Here is a 21,461-nt window from a genome sequence, read left to right on the forward strand (position 1 = left end):
GGCATGCCTGCAGCCAGAAGCTTGAGGCGGGTCACTGGCAATTGCGCCAAGGTCGGTTACCATGCCTGTTTCCATCCTGAGACAAGGCTGCTCTGTGTTCCCTGGCACGCCCCCTTTCCCGCGTCTGCTCATATTGACCGCCCTGCTCGGTAGCCCGGCCGTGGCCGAGGATCTGTTCATCGACAACACCGACCTGCCCCAGGTTCTGACCGCCACGCGCCTGAAACAGTCGCCGGCAGCGGTACCGGGCAGCATGACCGTCATCGACAGCGAACTGATCCGCGCCAGCGGTGCCCGTGACATCCCCGAGCTGCTGCGCCTGGTACCGGGCATGATGATCGGCTACGGCGCCGGCAACCAGCCCACGGTCAACTACCATGGCAGCAACGCCAGCGACGCGCGGCGCATGCAGGTGCTGATCGATGGCCGCTCGGTGTACCGCGCCGGCCTGGCCACGGTGGACTGGAGCGACATTCCCCTGGCCATGGAGGATATCGAGCGTATCGAGGTGTTCCGTGGCCCGAACACGGTCAGCTATGGCGCCAACGCGCTGATGGCCGTGGTCAACATCCTGACCCGCAACCCGGCCGACAGCCATGGCACGCGGATGAAACTGACCCGCGGCCAGGATGGCATCAACGACTATTACCTCAGCCACGGCTTCGGCTGGGAGGGCGGCGACATGCGCCTGTCGGTATCGGGCCAGCGCGACGACGGCTTCGACGAGAACCAGTTCGGCCAGGACTACCGCGACAGCCGCCGTTTGAACCGCTTCAACCTCAGCGCCAGTCATACCCTGGCCATCGACCAGACCCTGGAATGGCAACTTGCGGCCAAAGAAGGCAGCAATCAACGGCCCTACACCTACCAGCCGGTTTTCCAGCAGTACGAAGCCGGCAACAACGCCGACGTCAACGCCAAGGACTACGCCGGCTCGCTGCGCTGGACCAAGGAATTCAGCGCTGAACACAGCCTTTATGTTCAGGCCTCGGCGCAACATTTTGACCGCCAGCAAGTGTGGCGCGCCTGTGATGCGGTGCAGTCGTTCAGCCCCGAGCTGACCCAGCTCTGGCAACTGAACCCGAACTTTGCCGAAAGCGTGGCGCGCGGCATTGCCACAGGTGCCCCCCTGGCCACGAACGACCCGGCCCTGCAAGGGCTTTTGCAGAAAGTGCAGGAGCAATGGCAGAACGGCGGCAAGCAACAGGTATGCGGCGATGTTGACCAGAGTACCCGCGAAACCCGCTACGACCTGGAAATCCAGGACACCCTGAGCCTGACCGACAGCCTGCGCCTGCTCAGCGGCATGAACTACCGCTATGACCGGGCCGATTCGCAGACCTACTTCAACGGCAGCGTCGACGACCAGACCTGGCGCCTGTTCGGGCAACTGGAATGGCGCGCCGACGAGCACTGGATCCTGCAGGGCGGCGCCATGTTCGAGGACTCGCAGCTGTCCGGCAGCTCGCTGACCCCGCGTGTGGCGGTCAACTACCTGATCACCCCGCGCCATGGCCTGCGTGCGGTGTATTCCGAGGCCGTGCGCTCGCCCGACATGTTCGAGAACAACGTCAACTGGAGCTACACGGTCAAGAACCTCACGCCCAATGCATTCGGCCTGCAAAACGGCGAATACTTCGTCAAGACCCGCGGCCCCGGCGACCTCGAGCAAGAGCGCATGCGCTCGCGCGAACTGGGCTACAACGGCTATTTCAGCGACATCGACCTGAGCATGGACGTGAAGCTGTTCTACGACGAGATCACCGGCATGATCAGCGAGCCGCTGCGCAACAACCAGTACATCGCCAGCAACGCCAACAAGGCCCGCTTCAGCGGCAGCGAGGCACAACTGGACTGGCGCCCTACCCTGCGCGACCGCCTGCGCCTGACCTACGCCTATGTCGATGCCTGGGCCAGCAACCCCGACGATCGCCGCCTCAGCGCCCGCAACAGCGGTTCGGCCGGGTGGATGCGCGACTGGGGTGCAGGTTGGTCGAGCGCGCTGTTCTACTACGGCGACGATGCTCTCAACGCGTACCGCTACGAGCGCCTGGACCTGCGCCTGGCCAAGCGTTTCCGGGTATATGGCAGCAACCTGGAGCTGGCGGCGTTGTGGCAACAGCGCCTGGACGATGAGCCGACCACGGCAGTCCAGAACCGCTACGACAGCCGCCACCGCCTGAGCGTCAGCGCGGAGCTGGAGTTCTGATGAGCCTGCTGTTGCGCCTGCTGGTACTGTGCCTGTGGCCGCTGGGCCCATTGTCGGCCAGCGAGATCCTGCTGATCGGCGCCGAGGACCAGCCCGGCATCCGCAGCTTCGTGGCGGCGCTGGAAAACCGCAGGCCGCACGACCATGTGCACTTCCAGACCACCGCCGACTTGCCATCACCAGGCAAACTCAAGGCCGACCAGCGCCTGATCCTGCTCGACAACCCTGCCCTCGATTGGCGCCTGAGCGAAACCGCCGGGCCACCGGCCTTGGTCATGCGCGTCAGCCGCGTTCAGGCTGAGCAGCGCCTGGGAAAGTCGCGCCCGGCGTTTCTCACCTTCCTGTGGAATGACGCGCCACCGGCCCGTCAGTTGCGCCTGGCGCGTTACTTGCTGCCCCAGGCACGGCGTATCGGCGTGCTGTACGGCCAGCACAGTGGGTTTCTGCTCGAGGAACTGCGCCATGCGGCACGGCCGCTGGGCCTGGAAATCGTAGCCCAGGACTGGTCCGACCCACGCGACAACCGGCCATTGCAGCACCTGCTGGGCAACAGCGATGTCCTGCTGGGGCTGGACGACCCTGACCTGTACAACTCCAAGACGGCAAAGAACCTGCTGCTGAGCAGCTATGGCCGGCAGATGGCGCTGATCGGCCCCAACGCCGGTTTTGTCCGCGCCGGCGCACTGGCCAGCACCTACAGCGACCAGGATGACTGGCTGGCGGAACTCGACCAATTGCTCGACCAGCCCCCGGCGCGCTGGCCGCGCAGCCTCTACCCCAAGCGCTACAGCGTCAGCGGCAACCAGCAAGTGGCCCGGGCCCTGGGCCTTGAACCGATCGATCCGAACGCCGCCGCCCAGGTACTGGCCGAAGGAGAACCCACCCCATGAGCAGCAAACGCCTGAGTTGGGACATTCACACCCGCACCCAGATCATCAGCCTTGGCCCCGCGCTGCTGCTGACCTTGCTGCTGATCAGCTTCTTTACCTTCGTTCGTATCCAGGACCTGCGCCAGGAACTCAACCACACCGGGCAATTGATCGCCAACCAGCTGGCACCCGCGTCGGAGTACGGGGTGATTTCCGGTAACAACGAAGTGCTCGAGGGGCTCATGCGGGCCACCCTCAGCATCCCGCACGTCCGCTTCCTGGAGGTACAGGACAGCCGCAACCACATCCTGGTCTACGTGGAGCAGTCCGACGAAAGCGCCAACCGCGCGCAGCAGGTCGAAGTGTTCCAGGCGCCCATCCGCCTGCAGCAGATACGCCTGGACAACGATTTTCTGCAACAGGGCAAAGCCAACACCCCGGCCATCGGGGACGACTACCTGGGCCGGGTGATCGTCGGCATGTCCGATGACGCGTTCAGCCAGCGCCAGCAGGAAATCGTGATCAAGGCGGGCATCCTCGCGCTGTTCGCCCTGCTGTTCACCTTCCTGCTGGCTCGCCGCCTGGCCCTGAGCCTGGCCAAGCCGATCAGCGACATGGGCCACGCGGTCAAGGCCATCCAGCAAGGCAAGTACAACACCCCCTTGCCGGTGGTAGACGACAGCGAGCTGGGCCACCTGGCGCGCCACATCAACAACCTGGCCAGCGCCCTGGAGCAGGCCAGCGCTGAACAGCAACAAACCATCGCCGAGCTGATCCAGGCCCGCGAAGAGGCTGAACAGGCCAACCGTGCCAAGTCCGATTTCCTGGCGATGATGAGCCACGAGCTGCGCACCCCGATGAACGGCGTGATGGGCATGCTGCAATTGCTGGAAACCACCCCGCTCAGCAACGAACAGGCCGATTACACCGCCGTGGCCAGCGAGTCCACCGGGCACCTGCTGAAAGTCATCAACGATATTCTGGACTTCTCGCGCATCGAACGCGCCGCGCTGCAACTTGAACACATCGACTTCAACCTCGGCGAGCTGATCACCAGCAGCGTCCAGTCCTTCCAGCACAGCGCCCAGCAACGCGGCCTTGGGCTGCACCTGCAACTGCCGGCCGACATCGGCCAGTTGCAGGTGAACGGCGACCCTACGCGCATCCGCCAGATCCTGCTGAACCTGGTGGGCAACGCGCTGAAGTTCACCGAACGCGGCCAGGTGCAGGTCGAGGCCCGCTGGCAAGTGGTTGATCGGCAGTTGATCTGGCTGACCTGCAGCGTGCGTGATACCGGCATCGGTATCGACAGCGACCGCCTGGAAATGATGTTCGTCGCGTTCCAGCAAGCGGACAGCTCGATTTCCCGCCGCTATGGCGGCACCGGGCTGGGGTTGTCGATCGCCCGCACCCTGGCCGAGCGCATGGGTGGCAAGCTGCGCGGTGAGAGCCATGTGGGCCAGGGTTCAACGTTCACCCTGGAGATGCCGTTGGCCCTGGCCAGCCAGGCGCCAGCGCCACTGCCGCACCCACTCGACCCGCCAGCGGCCGCTGCAGAGCAGAAAAAGGTGCTGTTGGTCGAGGATAATCCGGTCAACCAGAGTGTCATAGAAGCCATGCTGCGCAGCCTTGGGCTGGCGGTGTGCACCGCTGCAGACGGCCTCGAGGCGGTCGACCTGGTGGGCCGCCAGCGCTTTGCCGCGGTGCTGATGGACTGCCGGTTGCCGCACATGGACGGCTATGAAGCCACCCGCCGCATTCGCCAACTGGACAACGGCACAGGCCTGCCGATCATCGCCCTGACCGCCAACGCGCTCGACGGCGACCGCGAGCGATGCATGGCCGCCGGCATGGATGACTACCTGAGCAAACCCTTGCGCCGCAGCGAACTGCAGCGCGTGCTGCAACGCTGGTTACCCGGCCAGACAACCGCGACTGGCGATAAATGCTAAAGTGCGGCAGTCTTAAACACTGGACAGGACCTTCATCGGCCCTGAAAATAGACGTTTCAGTGCACACCTGTACTTCTTTCACCAGGTGCGCTGTGACTTTCACCACAACGCAATAGTCTACCTGTAGGCTACCGCCCCGAAGCCGTTGGTTATTCGGGTCGGTCGGGAAGATTCATCCCCTGCCACAGGGGGTTATTGAGGAGCTCGCATGACCAAACAACACGCCTTTACTCGGGAAGACCTGCTGCGCTGCAGTCGCGGTGAGCTGTTCGGCCCAGGTAATGCGCAACTGCCCGCGCCGAACATGCTGATGGTCGATCGCATCACCCACATCAGCGAAGAAGGCGGCAAGTACGGCAAAGGTGAGTTGGTCGCCGAGCTGGATATCACCCCGGACCTGTGGTTCTTCGCCTGCCATTTCGAAGGCGACCCGGTCATGCCGGGCTGCCTGGGCCTCGACGCCATGTGGCAGCTGGTCGGTTTCTTCCTCGGCTGGCAGGGCCTGCCAGGCCGCGGCCGCGCCCTGGGTTCGGGCGAAGTGAAGTTCTTCGGCCAGGTTTTGCCTACCGCCAAGAAAGTCACCTACAACATCCACATCAAACGCGTCCTGAAGGGCAAGCTGAACATGGCCATCGCCGATGGCTCGGTCAGCGTTGACGGCCGCGAGATCTACACCGCCGAAGGCCTGCGGGTCGGCGTGTTCACCTCCACTGACAATTTCTAAGGGTTATTCGCATGCGCCGCGTCGTTATCACTGGTCTGGGCATCGTTTCGTGCCTGGGCAATGACAAAGCTACCGTCACCGAAAACCTGCGCAACAGCCGTCCGGGTATCCGTTACAACCCGGAATACAAGGAAATGGGGCTGCGTAGCCAGGTTTCCGGGTCCATCGACCTCAACCTCGAAGAATTGATCGACCGCAAGGTCTACCGCTTCGTGGGCCACGCGGCTGCCTACGCCTACCTGGCCATGCAGGACGCGATCAAGGATTCCGGCCTGACCGAAGAGCAGGTGTCCAACCCGCGTACCGGCCTGGTGGCTGGCTCCGGCGGCGCCTCGACCCTGAACCAGATGGAAGCGCTGGACACCCTGCGCGAGAAAGGCGTCAAGCGTGTCGGCCCTTACCGCGTTACGCGCACCATGGGCAGCACCGTTTCGGCGTGCCTGGCTACGCCGTTCAAGATCAAGGGCATCAACTACTCGATCTCGTCGGCCTGCGCCACTTCGGCTCACTGCATCGGTACCGCCCTGGAGCAGATCCAGTGGGGCAAGCAGGACATCGTCTTTGCCGGCGGCGGTGAAGAAGAGCACTGGAGCCAGTCGTTCCTGTTCGATGCCATGGGCGCCCTGTCGACCAAGCGCAACGAAACCCCGGAACTGGCCTCCCGCGCCTACGACGCAGACCGTGATGGCTTCGTCATCGCTGGCGGCGGCGGCATGGTGGTGGTCGAGGAGCTGGAACATGCCCTGGCCCGTGGCGCCAAGATCTACGCCGAAATCGTCGGCTACGGTGCGACCTCCGACGGTTACGACATGGTTGCCCCGAGTGGCGAAGGCGCTATCCGCTGCATGCAGCAGGCGCTGTCTACCGTCGACACCCCGATCGATTACCTGAACACCCACGGCACCTCGACCCCGGTCGGTGACGTTGCCGAGATGAAAGGCGTTCGCGAGGTATTCAAGGACAAGGCGCCGAAGATCAGCTCGACCAAGAGCCTGTCGGGCCACTCGCTGGGCGCCGCGGGCGTGCACGAGGCGATCTACTGCCTGCTGATGATGGAAAACAACTTCATCGCCGGCTCTGCCAACATCGACGAGCTGGACCCGGAAGTGGCCGACCTGCCGATCCTGCGCAAAACCGAAGAAAACGCCAAGATCGACACGGTCATGAGCAACAGCTTCGGCTTCGGCGGCACCAACGCCACCCTGGTGCTCAAGCGCTGGGAAGGCAAGTAAGGCGCCCTGGCAGTAATCAGAAACGCCCCGACTGGTTCGGGGCGTTTTCTTTTGTGTGGCCTGTACTGGCCCTGTCGCAGGCAAGCCCACAGGATCAGCACAGGGCCTGAGTGCTGCGCTGTACCTGTGGGAGAATGGTTTCTGGCACGGGTAGCCGCAGCATCTTCAGCGCCTGTGAGATTGAGCGCCGCCCGCGCGGCGCATCGCGAGCTGCGCTCGCTCCTACGTTTGTTTCGGGCCAGTAGCCCCTGTGCCAGATGCGCGCGGCCGCCTTGTTCGTACGACGCGATTTTGAGGCATGCGCCAAGGCGTTCGCGCGCAAATCCCACAGGAATAATTGGCCCGAAACAAACGTAGGAGCGAGCGCAGCTCGCGATGCGCCGCGCGGGCGGCGCTCGCTCTAACAGGCGCTGCATACCTTGTGGCAAACACCTGTCAGCCCTGATGCGATCCCTGTGAGCTGGCTTGCCTGCGATAGGTCAGTACTGGTGAACCCTTACTTCTGCCTGGGCAACACAGCCAGGAAGTTCTCCTTGGCTACCTTGTTCGCCACCCCCTCCGGCAACGCATCCAGAAACGGCTTGAACCCGTGCATCTGCTCGCCCAGGCTGCCAAACTGCCCCACCACATCCGACCCCAGCATGAACCGCTCCGGGAACTTCTCGACCAACGCCAGCCATTCCTTGCGCGGCACACCCTTGTCATCCAGCAGATACGGCTGCAGCACACTCCACGACAGATCGACATACAGGTTCGGGTAATCCTCAAGCAACCGCGTCAGCACGGGCAGTAAAAAGTCCATCTGCGTCTGATGCCGGTGTATTTCCATGCTGCTGCCAGCATGGGCCCAGATGAACCGGGTGTGCGGGTGATTGCGTAGCGGCTCTTCGATTTCTGCCAGGTACAGCGGGTTGCGCTCGCGCTTGGAGGTGATGTTGGAGTGCAGCAGCACTGGCAGGTCGCGCTCAGCGGCCAGGTGATAGATCCGGGTCATGGCTTCGTTGTTGGCGCGCGGCGTTTCGCCACTGGTCAACGCAGTCAGGTCATCATGGCGGGTAAACACCTCCCCGATGCCCTGCCATAGCCCCGGGTACAGATCGAGCATACGCTCGATATGGCTGACGGCGTTCTTGTCCACCGGGTTGAACCCGCTCAGGAACGGGTGGAAGCGTTTACGCTGCTGCGGTGGCAACTGCTGGAGCGCGGCCGCCACATAGGTGTCGGTGGCGCTGTACCAGTAAGCATCGGCATCATCACCGGCGTAGTAACGCGGGCGCTTGGGCTCGTCTTCGTGCCACTTCTTGGCCACCGGAATGCCGGAAATCATCGACTGGTCAACGCCTGCCGCATCCATCGCCTTGAGCAATGCCGGCATCCCCTCACTTTCCTGGAAGAAATCCACATAGTGCAGGTGGGCGTCACTGTAGCGGTAGTCACGCGCCTGTACCGCTTGGCACAAGCAAGCGGACAGTAACGCGCAGGCCAGCGCTTTGGCATTCATGGGCAGCTCCCTTCTCCTGGTATCAGACAAGGTAGACCGGCTGGTGCAGAAGACGGTTCAGGCACAGCAGGCAAACCGTTATGCTTGGGCATTGCCCCCTTGCCTGGAGCCATTCTCATGAGCAGCACGCTGATCATTCGCCCCCGTGCAGAGTCGGTCGAGGGCCAGCCGATTCTGCGCCCGCTGCCAGCGGCGCAGTGCCGCAGTGTCGGCCCGTTCGTATTCTTCGATCACATGCTGAAAACCGCCTACGCCCCCGGGCGCGGCATGGACATCCGCCAACACCCGCACATCGGCCTTTCAACCCTGACTTACCTGTTCGAAGGGGCAATTCAGCACAAGGACAGCCTGGGCTCGGACCAGTTGGTGCTGCCCGGCGACGTCAGCTGGATGACGGCCGGTCGCGGCGTGGCGCACGTCGAGCGCACCCCTGCTGACGCCTTGGCCAAAGGGTCAAGCCTGCACGGCTTGCAGGTTTGGCTGGCCTCGCCACGTGAGCATGAACAAGGCGCGCCCAGCTACAGCCATCATCCTGCGGCCAGCCTGCCGGTCAGCGACAGCCTGGGGGTGCGCATCTGCATGATTGCCGGCACCGGGTTCTGCCTGGCGTCACCGGTGCCGGTGCTGTCCCCTACCCTCTATGCGCAGGTGCAGATGCAAACGGCGGCTACCTTGCAGGTGCCGAACGAGCACGTGGAGCGGGCGCTGTACCTGTTGGAGGGCGAACTGCAGATGAACGGCGAGGATGTGGCGCCGTGCAGCCTGGTGGTGCTGCCGGAGGGCGAAGAGGTGACGCTGTGTGCGCAAGGTGAATGCCAGCTGGTACTGATTGGCGGCGCGCCGCTGGATGGGCCGCGGCGGATGAACTGGAACTTTGTCGCCAGTGACCCGGCGCTGATCGAGCAGGCGAGGGCCAGATGGGCTGCGGGGGATTGGCCGGTCGTGCCGGGGGAGAGCTCGAGGATCGAGTTGCCTCGCTGATTGGGGTCGCTTTGCGCCCCTTCGCGGGCTTGCCCGCTCCCACAGGGTGAGAGTCGTGGGAGCGGGCAAGCCCGCGAAGGGCTGCACAGCAGCCCCACTATGCGATCAGCGCTGGAACACTTCAGTCAGCAGGTTATGCATCGAACGGAACGCCCGCTCCGAGGTGCGCCGGTCATACTGCATCTTGCCCGGCACATTGGCGCCAGGGTCGGTGAACGAATGCACGGCCCCGCCATAGCTGAGCAACTGCCAGTCGACCTTGGCCGCATTCATCTCGTCTTCGAATGCCGGCAGCTGCTCTTTCTGCACCAATGGGTCGGATGCACCGTGCAGCACCAGCACCGAGCCCTTGATGCGCTTGGCATCCTCGGGGTTCGGCGTGTCCAATGTGCCGTGGAACGACACTGCCGCACGCAAGTCGGCGCCGCTGCGCGCCAGCTCCAGCGCACAGCAACCCCCGAAGCAGAAGCCGAAGGTGGCAACTTTGCCAGGCTCCAGCAGCGCCTTGGACTGCCCCAGCAACTGGGCCAGGGCCTCCTGCATGCGCTTGCGAAGTTCGCCGCGGTCGTTCTTGAGCGGCATCATCGCTGCGCCCGCTTCGTCCGCATTGGACGGGCGCACCGACTGCCCATACAGGTCGGCGAGCAACACCACATAGCCCTTTTCGGCCACTTCCTTGGCGATGCGTTCGGCACCTTCGCCAATCCCCATCCAGTTCGGTGCCATGACCAGGCCCGGGCGCCCCAGCGCCCCGGGCTCGTAGACCAGGCGGCTTTCGTAGGTTCGGCCGGACAGGTGATAAACCAGCGATTCGACGATTACTTTGCTCATCAGGCACTCCATTGGCACTCGTCATAAAAAAGCCCGCCGAAGCGGGCTTTCCTCTGCATCAACTCAAGCAGACAGCTCGACCAGCAGCTTGTTCAGGCGACGAACGTACGCTGCCGGGTCTTTCAGGCTGTCCCCGGCCGCCAGGGCCGCCTGATCGAAGAGGATATGCGACAGCTCGGCGAAACGGTCTTCGCTCTGCTCGTTGTCCAGCTTGTCGATCAGCGGGTGGCTTGGGTTGAACTCGAAGATCGGCTTGGACTCCGGCACTTTCTGCCCACTGGCCTCGAGGATCTGGCGCATCTGCAGGCCAAGGTCCTGCTCACCAATGGCCAGGATCGCCGGGGAGTCGGTCAGGCGGTGCGACACGCGGACTTCGGCCACACTGTCACCCAATGCACCTTTCAGGCGCTCGACCAGGCCTTCCTTGTCCTTGGCGACTTCTTCCTGGGCTTTCTTGTCCTCTTCGGAGTCCAGCTTGCCCAGGTCCAGGTCGCCGCGGGCGACATCGACGAAGGCCTTGCCGTCGAATTCGTTGAGGTAGCTCATCAGCCACTCGTCGATGCGGTCGGTCAGCAGCAACACTTCGATGCCTTTCTTGCGGAAGACTTCCAGGTGCGGGCTGTTCTTGACCTGCGCATAGGACTCACCGGTGAGGTAGTAGATCTTGTCCTGGCCTTCCTTGGCGCGCGCCAGGTAGTCGGCCAGGGCAACGCTCTGCTCGCCGCTGTCGTCGTGGGTGGAGGCAAAACGCAGCAGGCTGGCGATCTTCTCTTTGTTGGCGAAGTCTTCGGCCGGGCCTTCCTTCAGCACCTGGCCGAAGTTTTTCCAGAAGCCCTTGTACTGCTCAGGCTCGTTCTTCGCCAACTTCTCCAGCATGTCCAGCACGCGCTTGGTCAGCGCGGTCTTCATCGAGTCGATGATCGGGTCTTTCTGCAGGATTTCACGCGATACGTTCAGCGACAGGTCGTTGGAGTCGACCACACCTTTGATGAAGCGCAGGTACAGCGGCAGGAACGACTCGGCCTGGTCCATGATGAACACGCGCTGTACATATAGCTTCAGGCCGCGTGGCGCTTCGCGCTGGTACAAGTCGAACGGCGCGCGGGCCGGCACATACAGCAGCGAGTTGTATTCAAGCTTGCCTTCGACCTTGTTGTGGCTCCAGGCCAGCGGGTTCTCGAAGTCGTGGCCGATGTGCTTGTAGAACTCCTGGTATTCCTCGTCCTTCACGTCGCTGCGCGAACGGGTCCACAGGGCGCTGGCACGGTTGACGGTTTCCCACTCTTCGGCCGGCTGCTCTTCACCTTCGGCAGCCGCCTGCTCTTTCGGCAACTGGATAGGCAAGGCGATATGGTCGGAGTACTTCTTGACCACGTTGCGCAGGCGCCAGCCATCGGCGAACTCCTGCTCGTCCTTCTTCAGGTGCAGGACGATGCGGGTGCCGCGCTGGGGCTTGTCGACAGTGGCGACTTCGAACTCACCCTCGCCACGGGACGACCAATGTACGCCTTCGGCAGCCGGCTGGCCGGCGCGACGGCTGTACACGTCAACCTTGTCGGCAACGATGAACGCGGAATAGAAGCCCACGCCGAACTGGCCGATCAGGTGCGAGTCCTTCTTCTGGTCACCGGTGAGGTTCTTCATGAAGTCGGCAGTGCCGGACTTGGCGATGGTGCCCAGGTGGGTGATGACGTCTTCGCGGCTCATGCCGATACCGTTGTCCTCGAGGGTCACGGTACCCGCCTCCTTGTCGAAGCTCAGGCGAATCTTCAGGTCGGCGTCGCCTTCCAGCAACTCTGGCTTGGCCAGCGCCTCGAAGCGCAGCTTGTCGGCGGCGTCGGAGGCGTTGGAGATCAGTTCACGCAGGAAGATCTCCTTGTTCGAATACAAGGAATGGATCATGAGGTGCAGCAGTTGCTTTACCTCGGTCTGGAAGCCAAGCGTTTCTTTTTGAGTCTCCACACTCATGGTCTTCAAAACTCCGATCTGATTGCAATGGCGCCTGGCGGGCGGTACAGCCTGCGTTAACGGCGGATGTCATGCAGATGGGGGCTGCCCGGATGATTTCAAGGGCTTTTGCGGTTCGATCTTGAAATGCGCGCGGGCTGTGGCAATCGGCGACTGGCGGTCGCCCTGCCAGGCGGTAATGGCCACATTGGTCACCCGTCGCCCCTGGCGCCACAATTGGCACTGGGCGTAGGTATCGCGCAACAGCCCGGCGCGCAGGTAGTCAATGGAGAAATCGATGATCTTCGGAATGCTGGCGCTGTCGCTATAGATCAGCAGGTACAGCGCTGCAGAGAGCTCCATGAAGCCGGCAATCACCCCGCCATGGATAGCGGGCAAGAGCGGGTTGCCGACAGTGTCCGGATTGGCTGGCAGGCGGAACAGCAGGTCATCCCCCTCGCGCTCGCATTCGATGCCGATCAACCCGGCGTAGGGAATCAATGCCAGCAAGGGGCGATAGTCACCTTGCGCGTGTGCTGCATTGAGTTGCTGGCGAATGGCCGGCGGAATCATGACCCGCCCTCCTTCAGGCTGCTGCCAAAGCGGATGCCGCCCTTGACCTGCGTGCCTAACCGCATGAACGTACCCACCACTTGGCAGATCGGCCGCTCGGGGTCGTCCTGGTAGGCGCTGCCACGGGTGAAGATCACGTCGCGGGTCACCCGGTAACACTGGGCATGCCCATGGATGTCCTTGCCCGGTACCGACGGGTGCATGTAGTCGATGCGCAGATCCAGGGTCGGGCATACCTCGAAGTGCGGCAGTACGCATAGCGTGGCCATGCCGCAGGTGGTGTCCATCAGCGTTGTCAGCGCCCCACCGTGTACGGCACCGGTTTGCGGGTTGCCGACAATGGCCGGCGACCAGGGCAGGACCAGCGTCATGCCAGTTTCATCAGCCTGGGCCACACGCATCTGCAACAACTGGCAGTGTTTCAATGCCGAAAGAAAACGCTCGGCCATGGACATCAAGGTCGCATCACTCATAGGCTGTTACCACGTCCCTTCCAAACGGCATAGGTGGGTTCAAAAGTCCATGTAGAACGGGGCGTTATATATCTGAAACCTTCGTTGAACTTATTCCAAGTGGCTGCACTCGAAGGAACAAGTCACTTATCACACCAAGGAGAAACACCCCCATGCGTAAACCATTTGCTTTTGCTCTGATGCTGGCTGCTGCCATGGGCCTGGCTGCTTGCGATAAAGCGAGCGAAGACAAAGCCCAAGATGCGCAGGAACATGCCGAGCAAGCCCAGGAAAAGATGGGCGAAGCTCAGGATAAAATGAACGACGCCGCCAAGGAAAACGCCGAAGCTGCCAAAGATCAGGCTGAAGCCGAGCAAAAGGCTGCCGAAGAAGCCGCCCCGGCTACTCCGGCGCCGGCAGAACCTGCCAAGCAGTAATCAGCCCGATAAAAAAACCCGACGTTGTCGGGTTTTTTTTTGCGTTGAATTAACGGTTAATCGTTTCAGTTCACTGCTACACCACCCTCTTTCAATGGCTCGCTGTTGACACTATCCGTGGGGGTAAAGACCATCACCTCCAGCACATCGGAATGGAACTCCCGACGGTACAAGATCAATACAACGCCCACACTCATGCCCATGAACAACCACGGGCTGATGAACCAGCTCAACATGGCCATGCCGAAGTAATAGGAACGTAAACCAAGGTTGAACTGGTTGGCCGCCAGCGACAACACCCGTGCTGCCCGCGAGGCGAACGCCTTGCGCTCCAGTTCGTTGACCTGCCGTTCGCCAATCATCGGTGCCGAGCCAACCAGTACGGCAGCAAAGTTGTATTGGCGCATGCACCAGCTGAAGGTGAAGAAGGCATACACGAAGACCATGGCCAGGCACAACAACTTGATCTCCGACATGCCCTGTGAAGTCTGCTGCACCAGCGGCAGGTCGGCCAGCAGCGACAGCGCCCTGTCGGAGGCCCCCAGCACGGTGAGGATACCGGCCAGGATGATCAAGGTGCTGGAGGCGAAGAACGACGCGTTGCGCTCCAGGTTGCCGATCACGCTGGCATCGGCAATACGGTTATCGCGCAGCAACATGCGCCGCATCCAGTCTTCACGGTACAGGTGCAGCACGCTGGCCAGGCACGCGGTGTCGCGCCCTTTCCAGATCGCATACCGGGTATAGCCACCCCAGCACAGGGCGAACCAGGCGACAGCCAGCAGGTTGTTGAGGTTGCTTTGGATGAAATTCATGCAGGATTCCCGAAAAGGCCAGGTGCCTGAAGGATAGGGACCGGGTTTCGACGCTGGCAAGCGGCAAAAGGCACACATTCCTGCTGAAATTCGTACTGCCGGTTTGGGGCAGAAAAAAGCCCCGCATCGTTGCCGATACGGGGCTCTGCAGCTTGCACCTTGGGCGGGCACCCTTCGGCTTGTGGCCGGTGCCGCCCCCCAAGGCTTGGCCCGGCGCGTCAGGCCAGCGCTTCGCGCGGCTTGCCCAGCATGCGGTCGCAGGCGACGGCGCCCATCAGGGTCACCACCGATGGCACCAGCCAGGCCATGCCGGCATCGCTCAACGGCAGGTGCGCCATGAAGTCCGGGAGCATGTGGGCAAGGCTGCTGCCCTTGATCGCATCGACCATGCCGAACACCAGCGACACCAGCATGACCGGCGCCAGGATACGGGTCGGCGAATGCCACAGCTCTTTCACGAAACTCAGGCCGACTACCACGATGCAGGGCGGGTAGATGGCGGTAAGTACCGGGATCGAGAACATGATCAACTTGGTCAGGCCAAGGTTGGAAATCAACAGCGAGAAGCCAGCCAGGATCACCACCAGGGCGCGGTACGACAGCGGCAGGATCTGGCTGAAGTACTCGGCGCATGCGCAGGTCAGGCCCACCGCAGTCACCAGGCAGGCCAGCGCGATCAGCACCGCAAGGAAGCCGCTGCCCAACGAACCGAAGGTGTGCTGTACGTAGGCATGCAGAACGGCCGCGCCATTGGTGGCATCCGCCGCGATATCGTGGCTGGTGGCGCCCAGACGGAACAGGCTGATGTAGACCAGGGCCAGCCCGACACCGGCGATCAGGCCGGCGATGATGGCATAACGGGTAATCAGCTTCGGCGACTCGACACCGCGCGAGCGGATGGCGTTGACGATGACGATACCGAACACCAGGGCCCCCAGGGTATCCATGGTCAGGTAGCCATCGGAGAAGCCTTTGGAGAAGGCCGCTGCCGCATAAGCCGGCTGCGCGTCACCCATGCCCCCTGCCGGCAGGGCAAAGGCGGCAATGCCCAGTACGGCCAGGGCGATGATCTTCAACGGCGCCAGGAAGCGGCCCACGGTATCGAGCAACTTGCCGGGGTACATCGACACGGCCAGCACCACAGCGAAATACACCAGGCTGTAGATGAACAGCGCCAGCGGGCTTTCCCCGGTCAGCGGAGCAACACCCACTTCGAACGAAACGGTCGCCGTACGCGGGGTAGCGAACAGTGGGCCGACCGACAGGTAGCAGACGGCCGCCAGCAAGCCGCCGAAGAATTTGCCGATCGGGCTGCTCAGGGCATCCATGCCACCACCGACCTTGGCCAGGGCGACCACGGTGATGACCGGCAGGCCTACGGCCGTAACCAGGAAGCCCAGCGCCGCCATCCACACATGGGGGCCGGACTGCAGGCCGACGATAGGCGGGAAGATGATGTTGCCTGCACCCACAAAAAGCGCAAACGTCATAAAGCCAAGCGCCAGGATATCCTGGCCTTTGAGAACTTTCATTTTAAGGTAGTACCACACTGCTGAAATCGGGATTCGAGAGGGGATTTCCCTTTGGATGAGGGGAAATGCTGCCCGGCTTGATAGGCCAGACCCGTTTAGCGTGTCGTTCCCTTTTGGGGTACGGGCACAGAGTGAGCGCGTAATGTAACCGTTTTGTCAGTCAAACGCACTGGAACAGTGCTGCTTGTCCGATGTGCGTACATGTTTGTCGTCTGTGCGACCGAAGACAGAGGGAATTATCCTCGGTTTAAACGCCGTGTCTGTGTGAAAATTCCTATCAAACCCATCGAAAAATCTACAGTGCCTGATCTGGCCTCTTCGCGGGCTTGCCCGCGAAGAGTGCGGCACAGGAATTCAGAACCCCACAAACGACAAAGGCCACCCGAAGGTGGCCTCTGTGCGCGTGGGGGGGTAGCGGTATTACTTCTTGGCTTCCCAACCGGTCAGCTCGGCCAGGGCCTTGCCGATGTCGGCCAGGGAACGCACGGTTTTCACACCCGCGTCCTGCAGGGCTGCAAACTTCTCGTCTGCAGTGCCTTTGCCGCCAGAAATGATGGCGCCAGCGTGGCCCATGCGCTTGCCCGCAGGTGCGGTAACACCAGCGATGTAGGAAACGACAGGCTTGGTCACGTGGGCCTTGATGTAGGCCGCTGCTTCTTCTTCAGCCGAACCGCCGATCTCGCCGATCATGACGATCGCTTCGGTCTTCGGGTCTTCCTGGAACAGCTTCAGGATATCGATGAAGTTGGAGCCCGGGATCGGGTCACCACCGATACCGACACAGGTCGACTGGCCGAAGCCGGCGTCGGTGGTCTGCTTCACAGCTTCGTAGGTCAGGGTGCCGGAGCGCGACACGATACCGACCTTGCCTGGCAGGTGGATGTGGCCAGGCATGATGCCGATCTTGCACTCGCCCGGGGTGATGACACCTGGGCAGTTAGGGCCGATCAGGGTCACGCCCAGCTCGTCGCACTTGACCTTGGCATCCAGCATGTCCAGGGTAGGAATGCCTTCGGTGATGCAGACGATCAGCTTGATGCCGCCGAAGGCTGCTTCCAGGATCGAGTCCTTGCAGAAAGGAGCCGGTACGTAGATGACCGAAGCATCAGCGCCGGTAGCTTCCACGGCTTCCTTGACGGTGTTGAACACCGGCAGGCCCAGGTGGGTGGTGCCACCCTTGCCTGGGGTTACGCCGCCGACCATCTTGGTGCCGTAGGCGATGGCCTGTTCGGAGTGGAAAGTACCCTGCGAGCCGGTGAAGCCCTGGCAGATGACTTTGGTGTCTTTATTGATCAGGACGCTCATTACTTGCCCTCCGCAGCTTTGACAACTTGTTGAGCAGCGTCGGTCAGGCTGGTTGCCGCAATGATGTTCAAACCGCTTTCTGCCAGTACTTTAGCGCCCAGTTCGGCGTTGTTGCCCTCAAGGCGAACGACGACCGGAACCTTGACGCCGACTTCTTTCACTGCACCGATGATGCCTTCGGCAATCATGTCGCAGCGAACGATGCCGCCGAAGATGTTGACCAGAACGGCCGCGACATTGCTGTCGGACAGAATGATCTTGAACGCTTCGGTAACGCGCTCTTTGGTAGCACCGCCGCCAACGTCGAGGAAGTTGGCCGGCTTGCCGCCGTGCAGGTTGACGATGTCCATGGTACCCATGGCCAGGCCGGCACCGTTGACCATGCAGCCGATGTTGCCTTCGAGGGCAACGTAGTTCAGTTCGAACTTGGCAGCGTGGGCTTCACGGGCGTCGTCCTGCGACGGGTCGTGGAAGGTTTTCAGCTTGGGCTGACGGTACATGGCGTTGGCGTCGATGTTGATCTTGGCATCGAGGCAGTGCAGGTCGCCATCGGCCTTGATCACCAGCGGGTTCACTTCCAGCAGCGCCAGGTCGTGATCCTTGAACAGCTTGGCCAGGCCTACGAAGATCTTGGCGAACTGTTGAACTTGCTTGCCTTCCAGGCCCAGCTGGAATGCCAGCTCGCGACCCTGGAACGGCTGTGCGCCGACCAGTGGGTCGATGGTGGCCTTGAGGATTTTCTCAGGCGTTTCGTGAGCGACTTTCTCGATGTCCACGCCACCTTCGGTGGAGGCCATGAACACGATGCGGCGGCTCGAACGATCGACTACAGCGCCCAGGTACAGCTCTTTGGCGATGTCAGTGCAGGATTCGACCAGAATCTTGGAGACGGGTTGACCGTTGGCATCGGTCTGGTAGGTAACCAGATTCTTGCCCAACCACTGTGCAGCGAACGCCTTGGCGTCTTCCTTGCTGCGAACCAGCTTGACGCCGCCCGCTTTACCGCGACCACCCGCGTGAACCTGGGCTTTGACTACCCACTCGTTCCCGCCGATCTTGTCGCAGGCTTCTGCAGCTTGCTCAGGGGTATCGACTGCGAAACCCTTGGAAACTGGCAGGCCGTACTCAGCGAACAGCTGCTTACCCTGATACTCGTGAAGATTCATGCTTTTTACCGTCTTCGTTAGGTACTGCGCTTCGGCGCTGCGCCATTACTGGCGCCGCGCCACCTGTGACCGTTGACCCCGGGTTATCCCATGTGATCCGGTCCGGCGGACGTTCCGCGGTGAGTCATGCACGCAAGACTCACGACGGGCTGCCCGCCGTGGTTTCTTATGATTAACGCTTCTTACGGTTGGCCACGTGAATGGCGCCGCCATTCACAGCCAGCGCTGCTTCATGCAGCGCTTCGGACAAGGTTGGATGGCTGAAGACCATCATGCCCAGGTCCTCGGCACTGGTGCCGAATTCCATTGCGATTGCGCCCTGCTGCACCAGTTCGGCAGCCGATGGGCCAATCACGTGTACACCCAGCACGCGGTCGGTCTTGGCGTCGGCGATGACCTTGACGAAACCACCGGTGTCGTTGGCCGCCATCGCACGGCCGCTGGCCGCGAACGGGAAGGTGCCTACGTTAACCTCAACACCCTCGGCCTTCAAGGATTGTTCGGTCTTGCCGACCCACGCGATTTCCGGGTGGGTGTAGATCACCGAAGGGATCAGGTCGTAGTTCATCTGGGCCTTGTGGCCCTTGATGCGCTCAACCACCATGATGCCCTCTTCCGAGGCCTTGTGCGCCAGCATCAGGCCACGCACCACGTCACCGATGGCATAGACGCCCGGCACGCTGGTCGCGCAGTGGTCGTCGACGTAGATGTAGCCACGCTCGTCGATGGTCACGCCGCTGTCGGAAGCCAGCAGGTCGGTGGTCACCGGACGGCGGCCGACCGCAACGATCAGCTTGTCGAAGGTGATCTTCTGCTCGCCTTCGGCGTTGGTGTAGGTGACCTCGACTTCGTCGCCGTTGACTTTCGAGCCGGTCACGCGCGCGCCCAGCTTGATGTCCAGGCCTTGTTTGGTCAGGGTCTTCTGGGCTTCTTTCGACACGGCAGTGTCGGCAGCCATCAGGAAGGTGTCCAGGGCTTCCAGCACGGTGACTTCAGCACCCAGGCGAGCCCATACCGAGCCCAGCTCCAGGCCGATGACGCCAGCACCGATCACGCCCAGGCGCTTGGGTACGGCCTGGAATTCCAGGGCGCCGGTGGAGTCGACGATGACGTTCTGGTCGACAGGCGCTGGCGGAATGTCGATCGGACGCGAGCCGGAGGCCAGGATCACGTTCTCGGCTTCGATCACTTCGGTGGTGCCGTCAGCCTTGGTGACTTCGACCTTTTTGCCCGCCAGCAGCTTGCCGTGGCCCTGGATCGAAGTAACACCGTTGGCCTTGAACAGGGTGGCCACGCCACCGGTCAGGTTCTTGACGATGCCAGCCTTGCGGCCAACCATCGCGGCAACGTCCATCTTCACTTCACCGGTGGAGATGCCATGCACGTTGAAGCTTTCTTTGGCTTCCTTGTACTTCCAGGAGCTGTCCAGCAGGGCCTTGGAAGGAATGCAACCGACGTTCAGGCAGGTGCCGCCCAGGGCCAGCTTGCCCTCGGCGTCGGTGTACTTCTCGATACAGGCAGTCTTCAGACCGAGTTGTGCGGCCTTGATGGCAGCGACATAACCGCCAGGACCTGCACCGATTACCACTACGTCGAATTTCTGGGTCATAAAAGATTCCTTTTGAGCTTCAAGCAGCAAGCTGCAAGCTGCGAGACAGGCAGGCTTCGACTTGAAGCTTGCCGCTCGCAGCTTACAGCCGCGCGATTAGATGTCCAGCAGCAGGCGAGACGGATCTTCCAGCAGGTTCTTGATGGTGACCAGGAAGGTTACCGCTTCCTTGCCATCGATCAGGCGGTGATCGTAGGACAGCGCCAGGTACATCATCGGGCGAATCACCACTTGGCCGTTAACGGCCATCGGGCGCTGGATGATGTTGTGCATGCCGAGGATCGCGGCCTGCGGCGGGTTGACGATCGGGGTCGACATCATCGAACCGAAAGTACCGCCATTGGTGATGGTGAAGGTGCCACCGGTCATCTCTTCGATCGACAGCTTGCCGTCACGGGCCTTCTTGCCGAAGGTGGCGATGCCGTTTTCGATTTCGGCCAGGCTCATCGATTCGGCGTTACGCAGTACCGGTACCACCAGGCCACGGTCGCTGGACACCGCAACGCCGACGTCGGCATAGCCGTGGTAGACGATGTCGTTGCCGTCGATCGAGGCGTTGACCGCCGGGAAGCGCTTCAGCGCCTCGGTGGCAGCCTTGACGAAGAACGACATGAAGCCCAGGCGCACGCCGTTGTGGGTCTTCTCGAACAGGTCCTTGTACTTCGAACGCAGGGCCATGACTTCGGTCATGTCCACTTCGTTGAAGGTGGTCAGCATGGCCATGCTCGACTGGGCTTCTACCAGGCGCTCGGCGATCTTGGCACGCAGGCGGGTCATCGGGACGCGCTTCTCGGTGCGGTCGCCAGCAGCGGTGACCACCGGGGCAGCAGCAGCGGCAGCAGGCTTGGCAGCCGGCGCAGCGGCAGGTGCCGACTTCTTGTTGGCAACCGCTGCAACCACGTCTTCCTTGGTGACGCGACCGCCTTTGCCGGTACCGGCAACGCTGGCCAGGTCGATGCCGTTTTCTTCGGCCAGCTTGCGCGCAGCCGGGGCGGCGACCGGGTCGTCTTCACCAGCATCGGCAGCTGCCGCAGCGGGTGCAGCGGCAGGTGCAGCGGCGGCAGCAGGTGCGGCAGCAGCGCCGCCTTCAACGATCGAACCCAGCACCTCGTCGGACAGGACGGTGTCGCCCTCGCCCTTGACGATGTCGCCCAGCACGCCGTCAGCGGTAGCCAGCACTTCCAGGACGACCTTGTCGGTCTCGATGTCGACGATCAGCTCGTCACGCTTGACGGCTTCGCCCGGCTTCTTGTGCCAGGTGGCAACGGTGCCATCGGCAACCGATTCCGGGAAGGTTGGGGCTTTGATCTCGATAGCCATTATCTG

18 protein-coding genes are annotated in these 21,461 nt (G+C 62.1%); 7 read left to right on the plus strand and 11 right to left on the minus strand.

Annotated elements, in window-relative coordinates:
- The first annotated feature begins 61 nt into the window (after nt 1–61).
- The 5 genes from QME24_RS06440 (at nt 62) to fabB (ending at nt 6,986) form a co-directional block, all read left to right on the plus strand.
- Nucleotides 62–2,209, plus strand: a complete 2,148-nt coding sequence (locus QME24_RS06440; protein WP_192440348.1) for a TonB-dependent receptor — start codon at nt 62–64, stop codon at nt 2,207–2,209.
- Nucleotides 2,209–3,099, plus strand: coding sequence for an ABC transporter substrate-binding protein (locus tag QME24_RS06445; protein ID WP_009683175.1), 891 nt, complete (start codon nt 2,209–2,211; stop codon nt 3,097–3,099). Before QME24_RS06440 ends, QME24_RS06445 begins: the two co-directional genes overlap by 1 nt.
- On the plus strand, nt 3,096–5,030 hold the full coding sequence (locus QME24_RS06450) for an ATP-binding protein (protein WP_029887742.1): 1,935 nt from the start codon (nt 3,096–3,098) through the stop codon (nt 5,028–5,030). The genes QME24_RS06445 and QME24_RS06450 overlap by 4 nt, the downstream gene beginning before the upstream one ends.
- A 208-nt stretch (nt 5,031–5,238) precedes the next feature.
- Complete coding sequence (fabA, locus tag QME24_RS06455) at nt 5,239–5,754, plus strand: 3-hydroxyacyl-[acyl-carrier-protein] dehydratase FabA (RefSeq protein WP_008089108.1); 516 nt, start codon at nt 5,239–5,241, stop codon at nt 5,752–5,754.
- A gap of 11 nt (nt 5,755–5,765) precedes the next feature.
- Nucleotides 5,766–6,986, plus strand: coding sequence for a beta-ketoacyl-ACP synthase I (gene fabB, locus QME24_RS06460; RefSeq protein ID WP_029887743.1), 1,221 nt, complete (start codon nt 5,766–5,768; stop codon nt 6,984–6,986).
- A gap of 496 nt (nt 6,987–7,482) precedes the next feature.
- Here fabB and QME24_RS06465 read toward each other — a convergent pair whose 3' ends face one another.
- Entirely contained in the window at nt 7,483–8,487 is a 1,005-nt protein-coding gene (locus QME24_RS06465; protein WP_281690794.1) for an amidohydrolase family protein, read from the minus strand.
- A 117-nt stretch (nt 8,488–8,604) separates the two neighbouring features.
- On the opposite strand from QME24_RS06465, the gene QME24_RS06470 reads away from it, so the two are divergent.
- Nucleotides 8,605–9,468, plus strand: coding sequence for a pirin family protein (locus tag QME24_RS06470; protein WP_054904885.1), 864 nt, complete (start codon nt 8,605–8,607; stop codon nt 9,466–9,468).
- A gap of 105 nt (nt 9,469–9,573) precedes the next feature.
- Here the strand turns inward: QME24_RS06470 and QME24_RS06475 are convergent, their stop codons facing one another.
- The 4 genes from QME24_RS06475 to QME24_RS06490 all read right to left on the minus strand — a co-directional run bounded on the left by QME24_RS06475 (nt 9,574) and on the right by QME24_RS06490 (nt 13,292).
- Nucleotides 9,574–10,299 (minus strand): dienelactone hydrolase family protein, encoded by a 726-nt coding sequence (locus QME24_RS06475; RefSeq protein WP_281690795.1) that lies wholly within the window; start codon nt 10,297–10,299, stop codon nt 9,574–9,576.
- Between the two features lie 63 nt (nt 10,300–10,362).
- On the minus strand, nt 10,363–12,267 hold the full coding sequence (gene htpG, locus QME24_RS06480; RefSeq protein WP_029887686.1) for a molecular chaperone HtpG: 1,905 nt from the start codon (nt 12,265–12,267) through the stop codon (nt 10,363–10,365).
- A 69-nt stretch (nt 12,268–12,336) separates the two neighbouring features.
- Nucleotides 12,337–12,819 carry a PaaI family thioesterase gene (locus tag QME24_RS06485; RefSeq protein ID WP_161892037.1) on the minus strand — a complete coding sequence of 161 codons (483 nt, stop codon included), beginning with the start codon at nt 12,817–12,819 and terminating at the stop codon, nt 12,337–12,339.
- Nucleotides 12,816–13,292: a PaaI family thioesterase gene (locus tag QME24_RS06490; protein ID WP_054904882.1), complete on the minus strand. Its 477-nt coding sequence runs from the start codon at nt 13,290–13,292 to the stop codon at nt 12,816–12,818. Before QME24_RS06490 ends, QME24_RS06485 begins: the two co-directional genes overlap by 4 nt.
- A gap of 152 nt (nt 13,293–13,444) precedes the next feature.
- Between QME24_RS06490 and QME24_RS06495 the strand changes: the two genes are divergently transcribed.
- Nucleotides 13,445–13,708, plus strand: a complete 264-nt coding sequence (locus QME24_RS06495) for a hypothetical protein (protein WP_009684700.1) — start codon at nt 13,445–13,447, stop codon at nt 13,706–13,708.
- A gap of 65 nt (nt 13,709–13,773) precedes the next feature.
- Here the strand turns inward: QME24_RS06495 and QME24_RS06500 are convergent, their stop codons facing one another.
- The 6 genes from QME24_RS06500 to odhB form a co-directional block, all read right to left on the minus strand.
- A complete protein-coding gene (locus QME24_RS06500) occupies nt 13,774–14,523 on the minus strand; it encodes a DUF599 family protein (protein ID WP_054904881.1) in 750 nt (249 codons plus the stop codon).
- Nucleotides 14,524–14,741: 218 nt separating this feature from the next.
- Nucleotides 14,742–16,055 carry a branched-chain amino acid transport system II carrier protein gene (brnQ, locus tag QME24_RS06505; RefSeq protein ID WP_029887683.1) on the minus strand — a complete coding sequence of 438 codons (1,314 nt, stop codon included), beginning with the start codon at nt 16,053–16,055 and terminating at the stop codon, nt 14,742–14,744.
- Nucleotides 16,056–16,475: 420 nt separating this feature from the next.
- Nucleotides 16,476–17,360: a succinate--CoA ligase subunit alpha gene (sucD, locus tag QME24_RS06510; RefSeq protein WP_003254203.1), complete on the minus strand. Its 885-nt coding sequence runs from the start codon at nt 17,358–17,360 to the stop codon at nt 16,476–16,478.
- On the minus strand, nt 17,360–18,526 hold the full coding sequence (gene sucC / locus QME24_RS06515) for an ADP-forming succinate--CoA ligase subunit beta (protein WP_003254205.1): 1,167 nt from the start codon (nt 18,524–18,526) through the stop codon (nt 17,360–17,362). The genes sucD and sucC overlap by 1 nt, the downstream gene beginning before the upstream one ends.
- Nucleotides 18,527–18,698: 172 nt before the next feature.
- Nucleotides 18,699–20,135 (minus strand): dihydrolipoyl dehydrogenase, encoded by a 1,437-nt coding sequence (lpdA, locus tag QME24_RS06520; RefSeq protein ID WP_009684703.1) that lies wholly within the window; start codon nt 20,133–20,135, stop codon nt 18,699–18,701.
- 96 nt (nt 20,136–20,231) lie between these two features.
- Complete coding sequence (gene odhB / locus QME24_RS06525) at nt 20,232–21,455, minus strand: 2-oxoglutarate dehydrogenase complex dihydrolipoyllysine-residue succinyltransferase (RefSeq protein ID WP_054881175.1); 1,224 nt, start codon at nt 21,453–21,455, stop codon at nt 20,232–20,234.
- Nucleotides 21,456–21,461 lie beyond the last annotated feature (6 nt).

It is taken from the genome of Pseudomonas sp. PARCl1, assembly GCF_947311875.1.
Lineage (GTDB): Bacteria > Pseudomonadota > Gammaproteobacteria > Pseudomonadales > Pseudomonadaceae > Aquipseudomonas > Aquipseudomonas juntendi.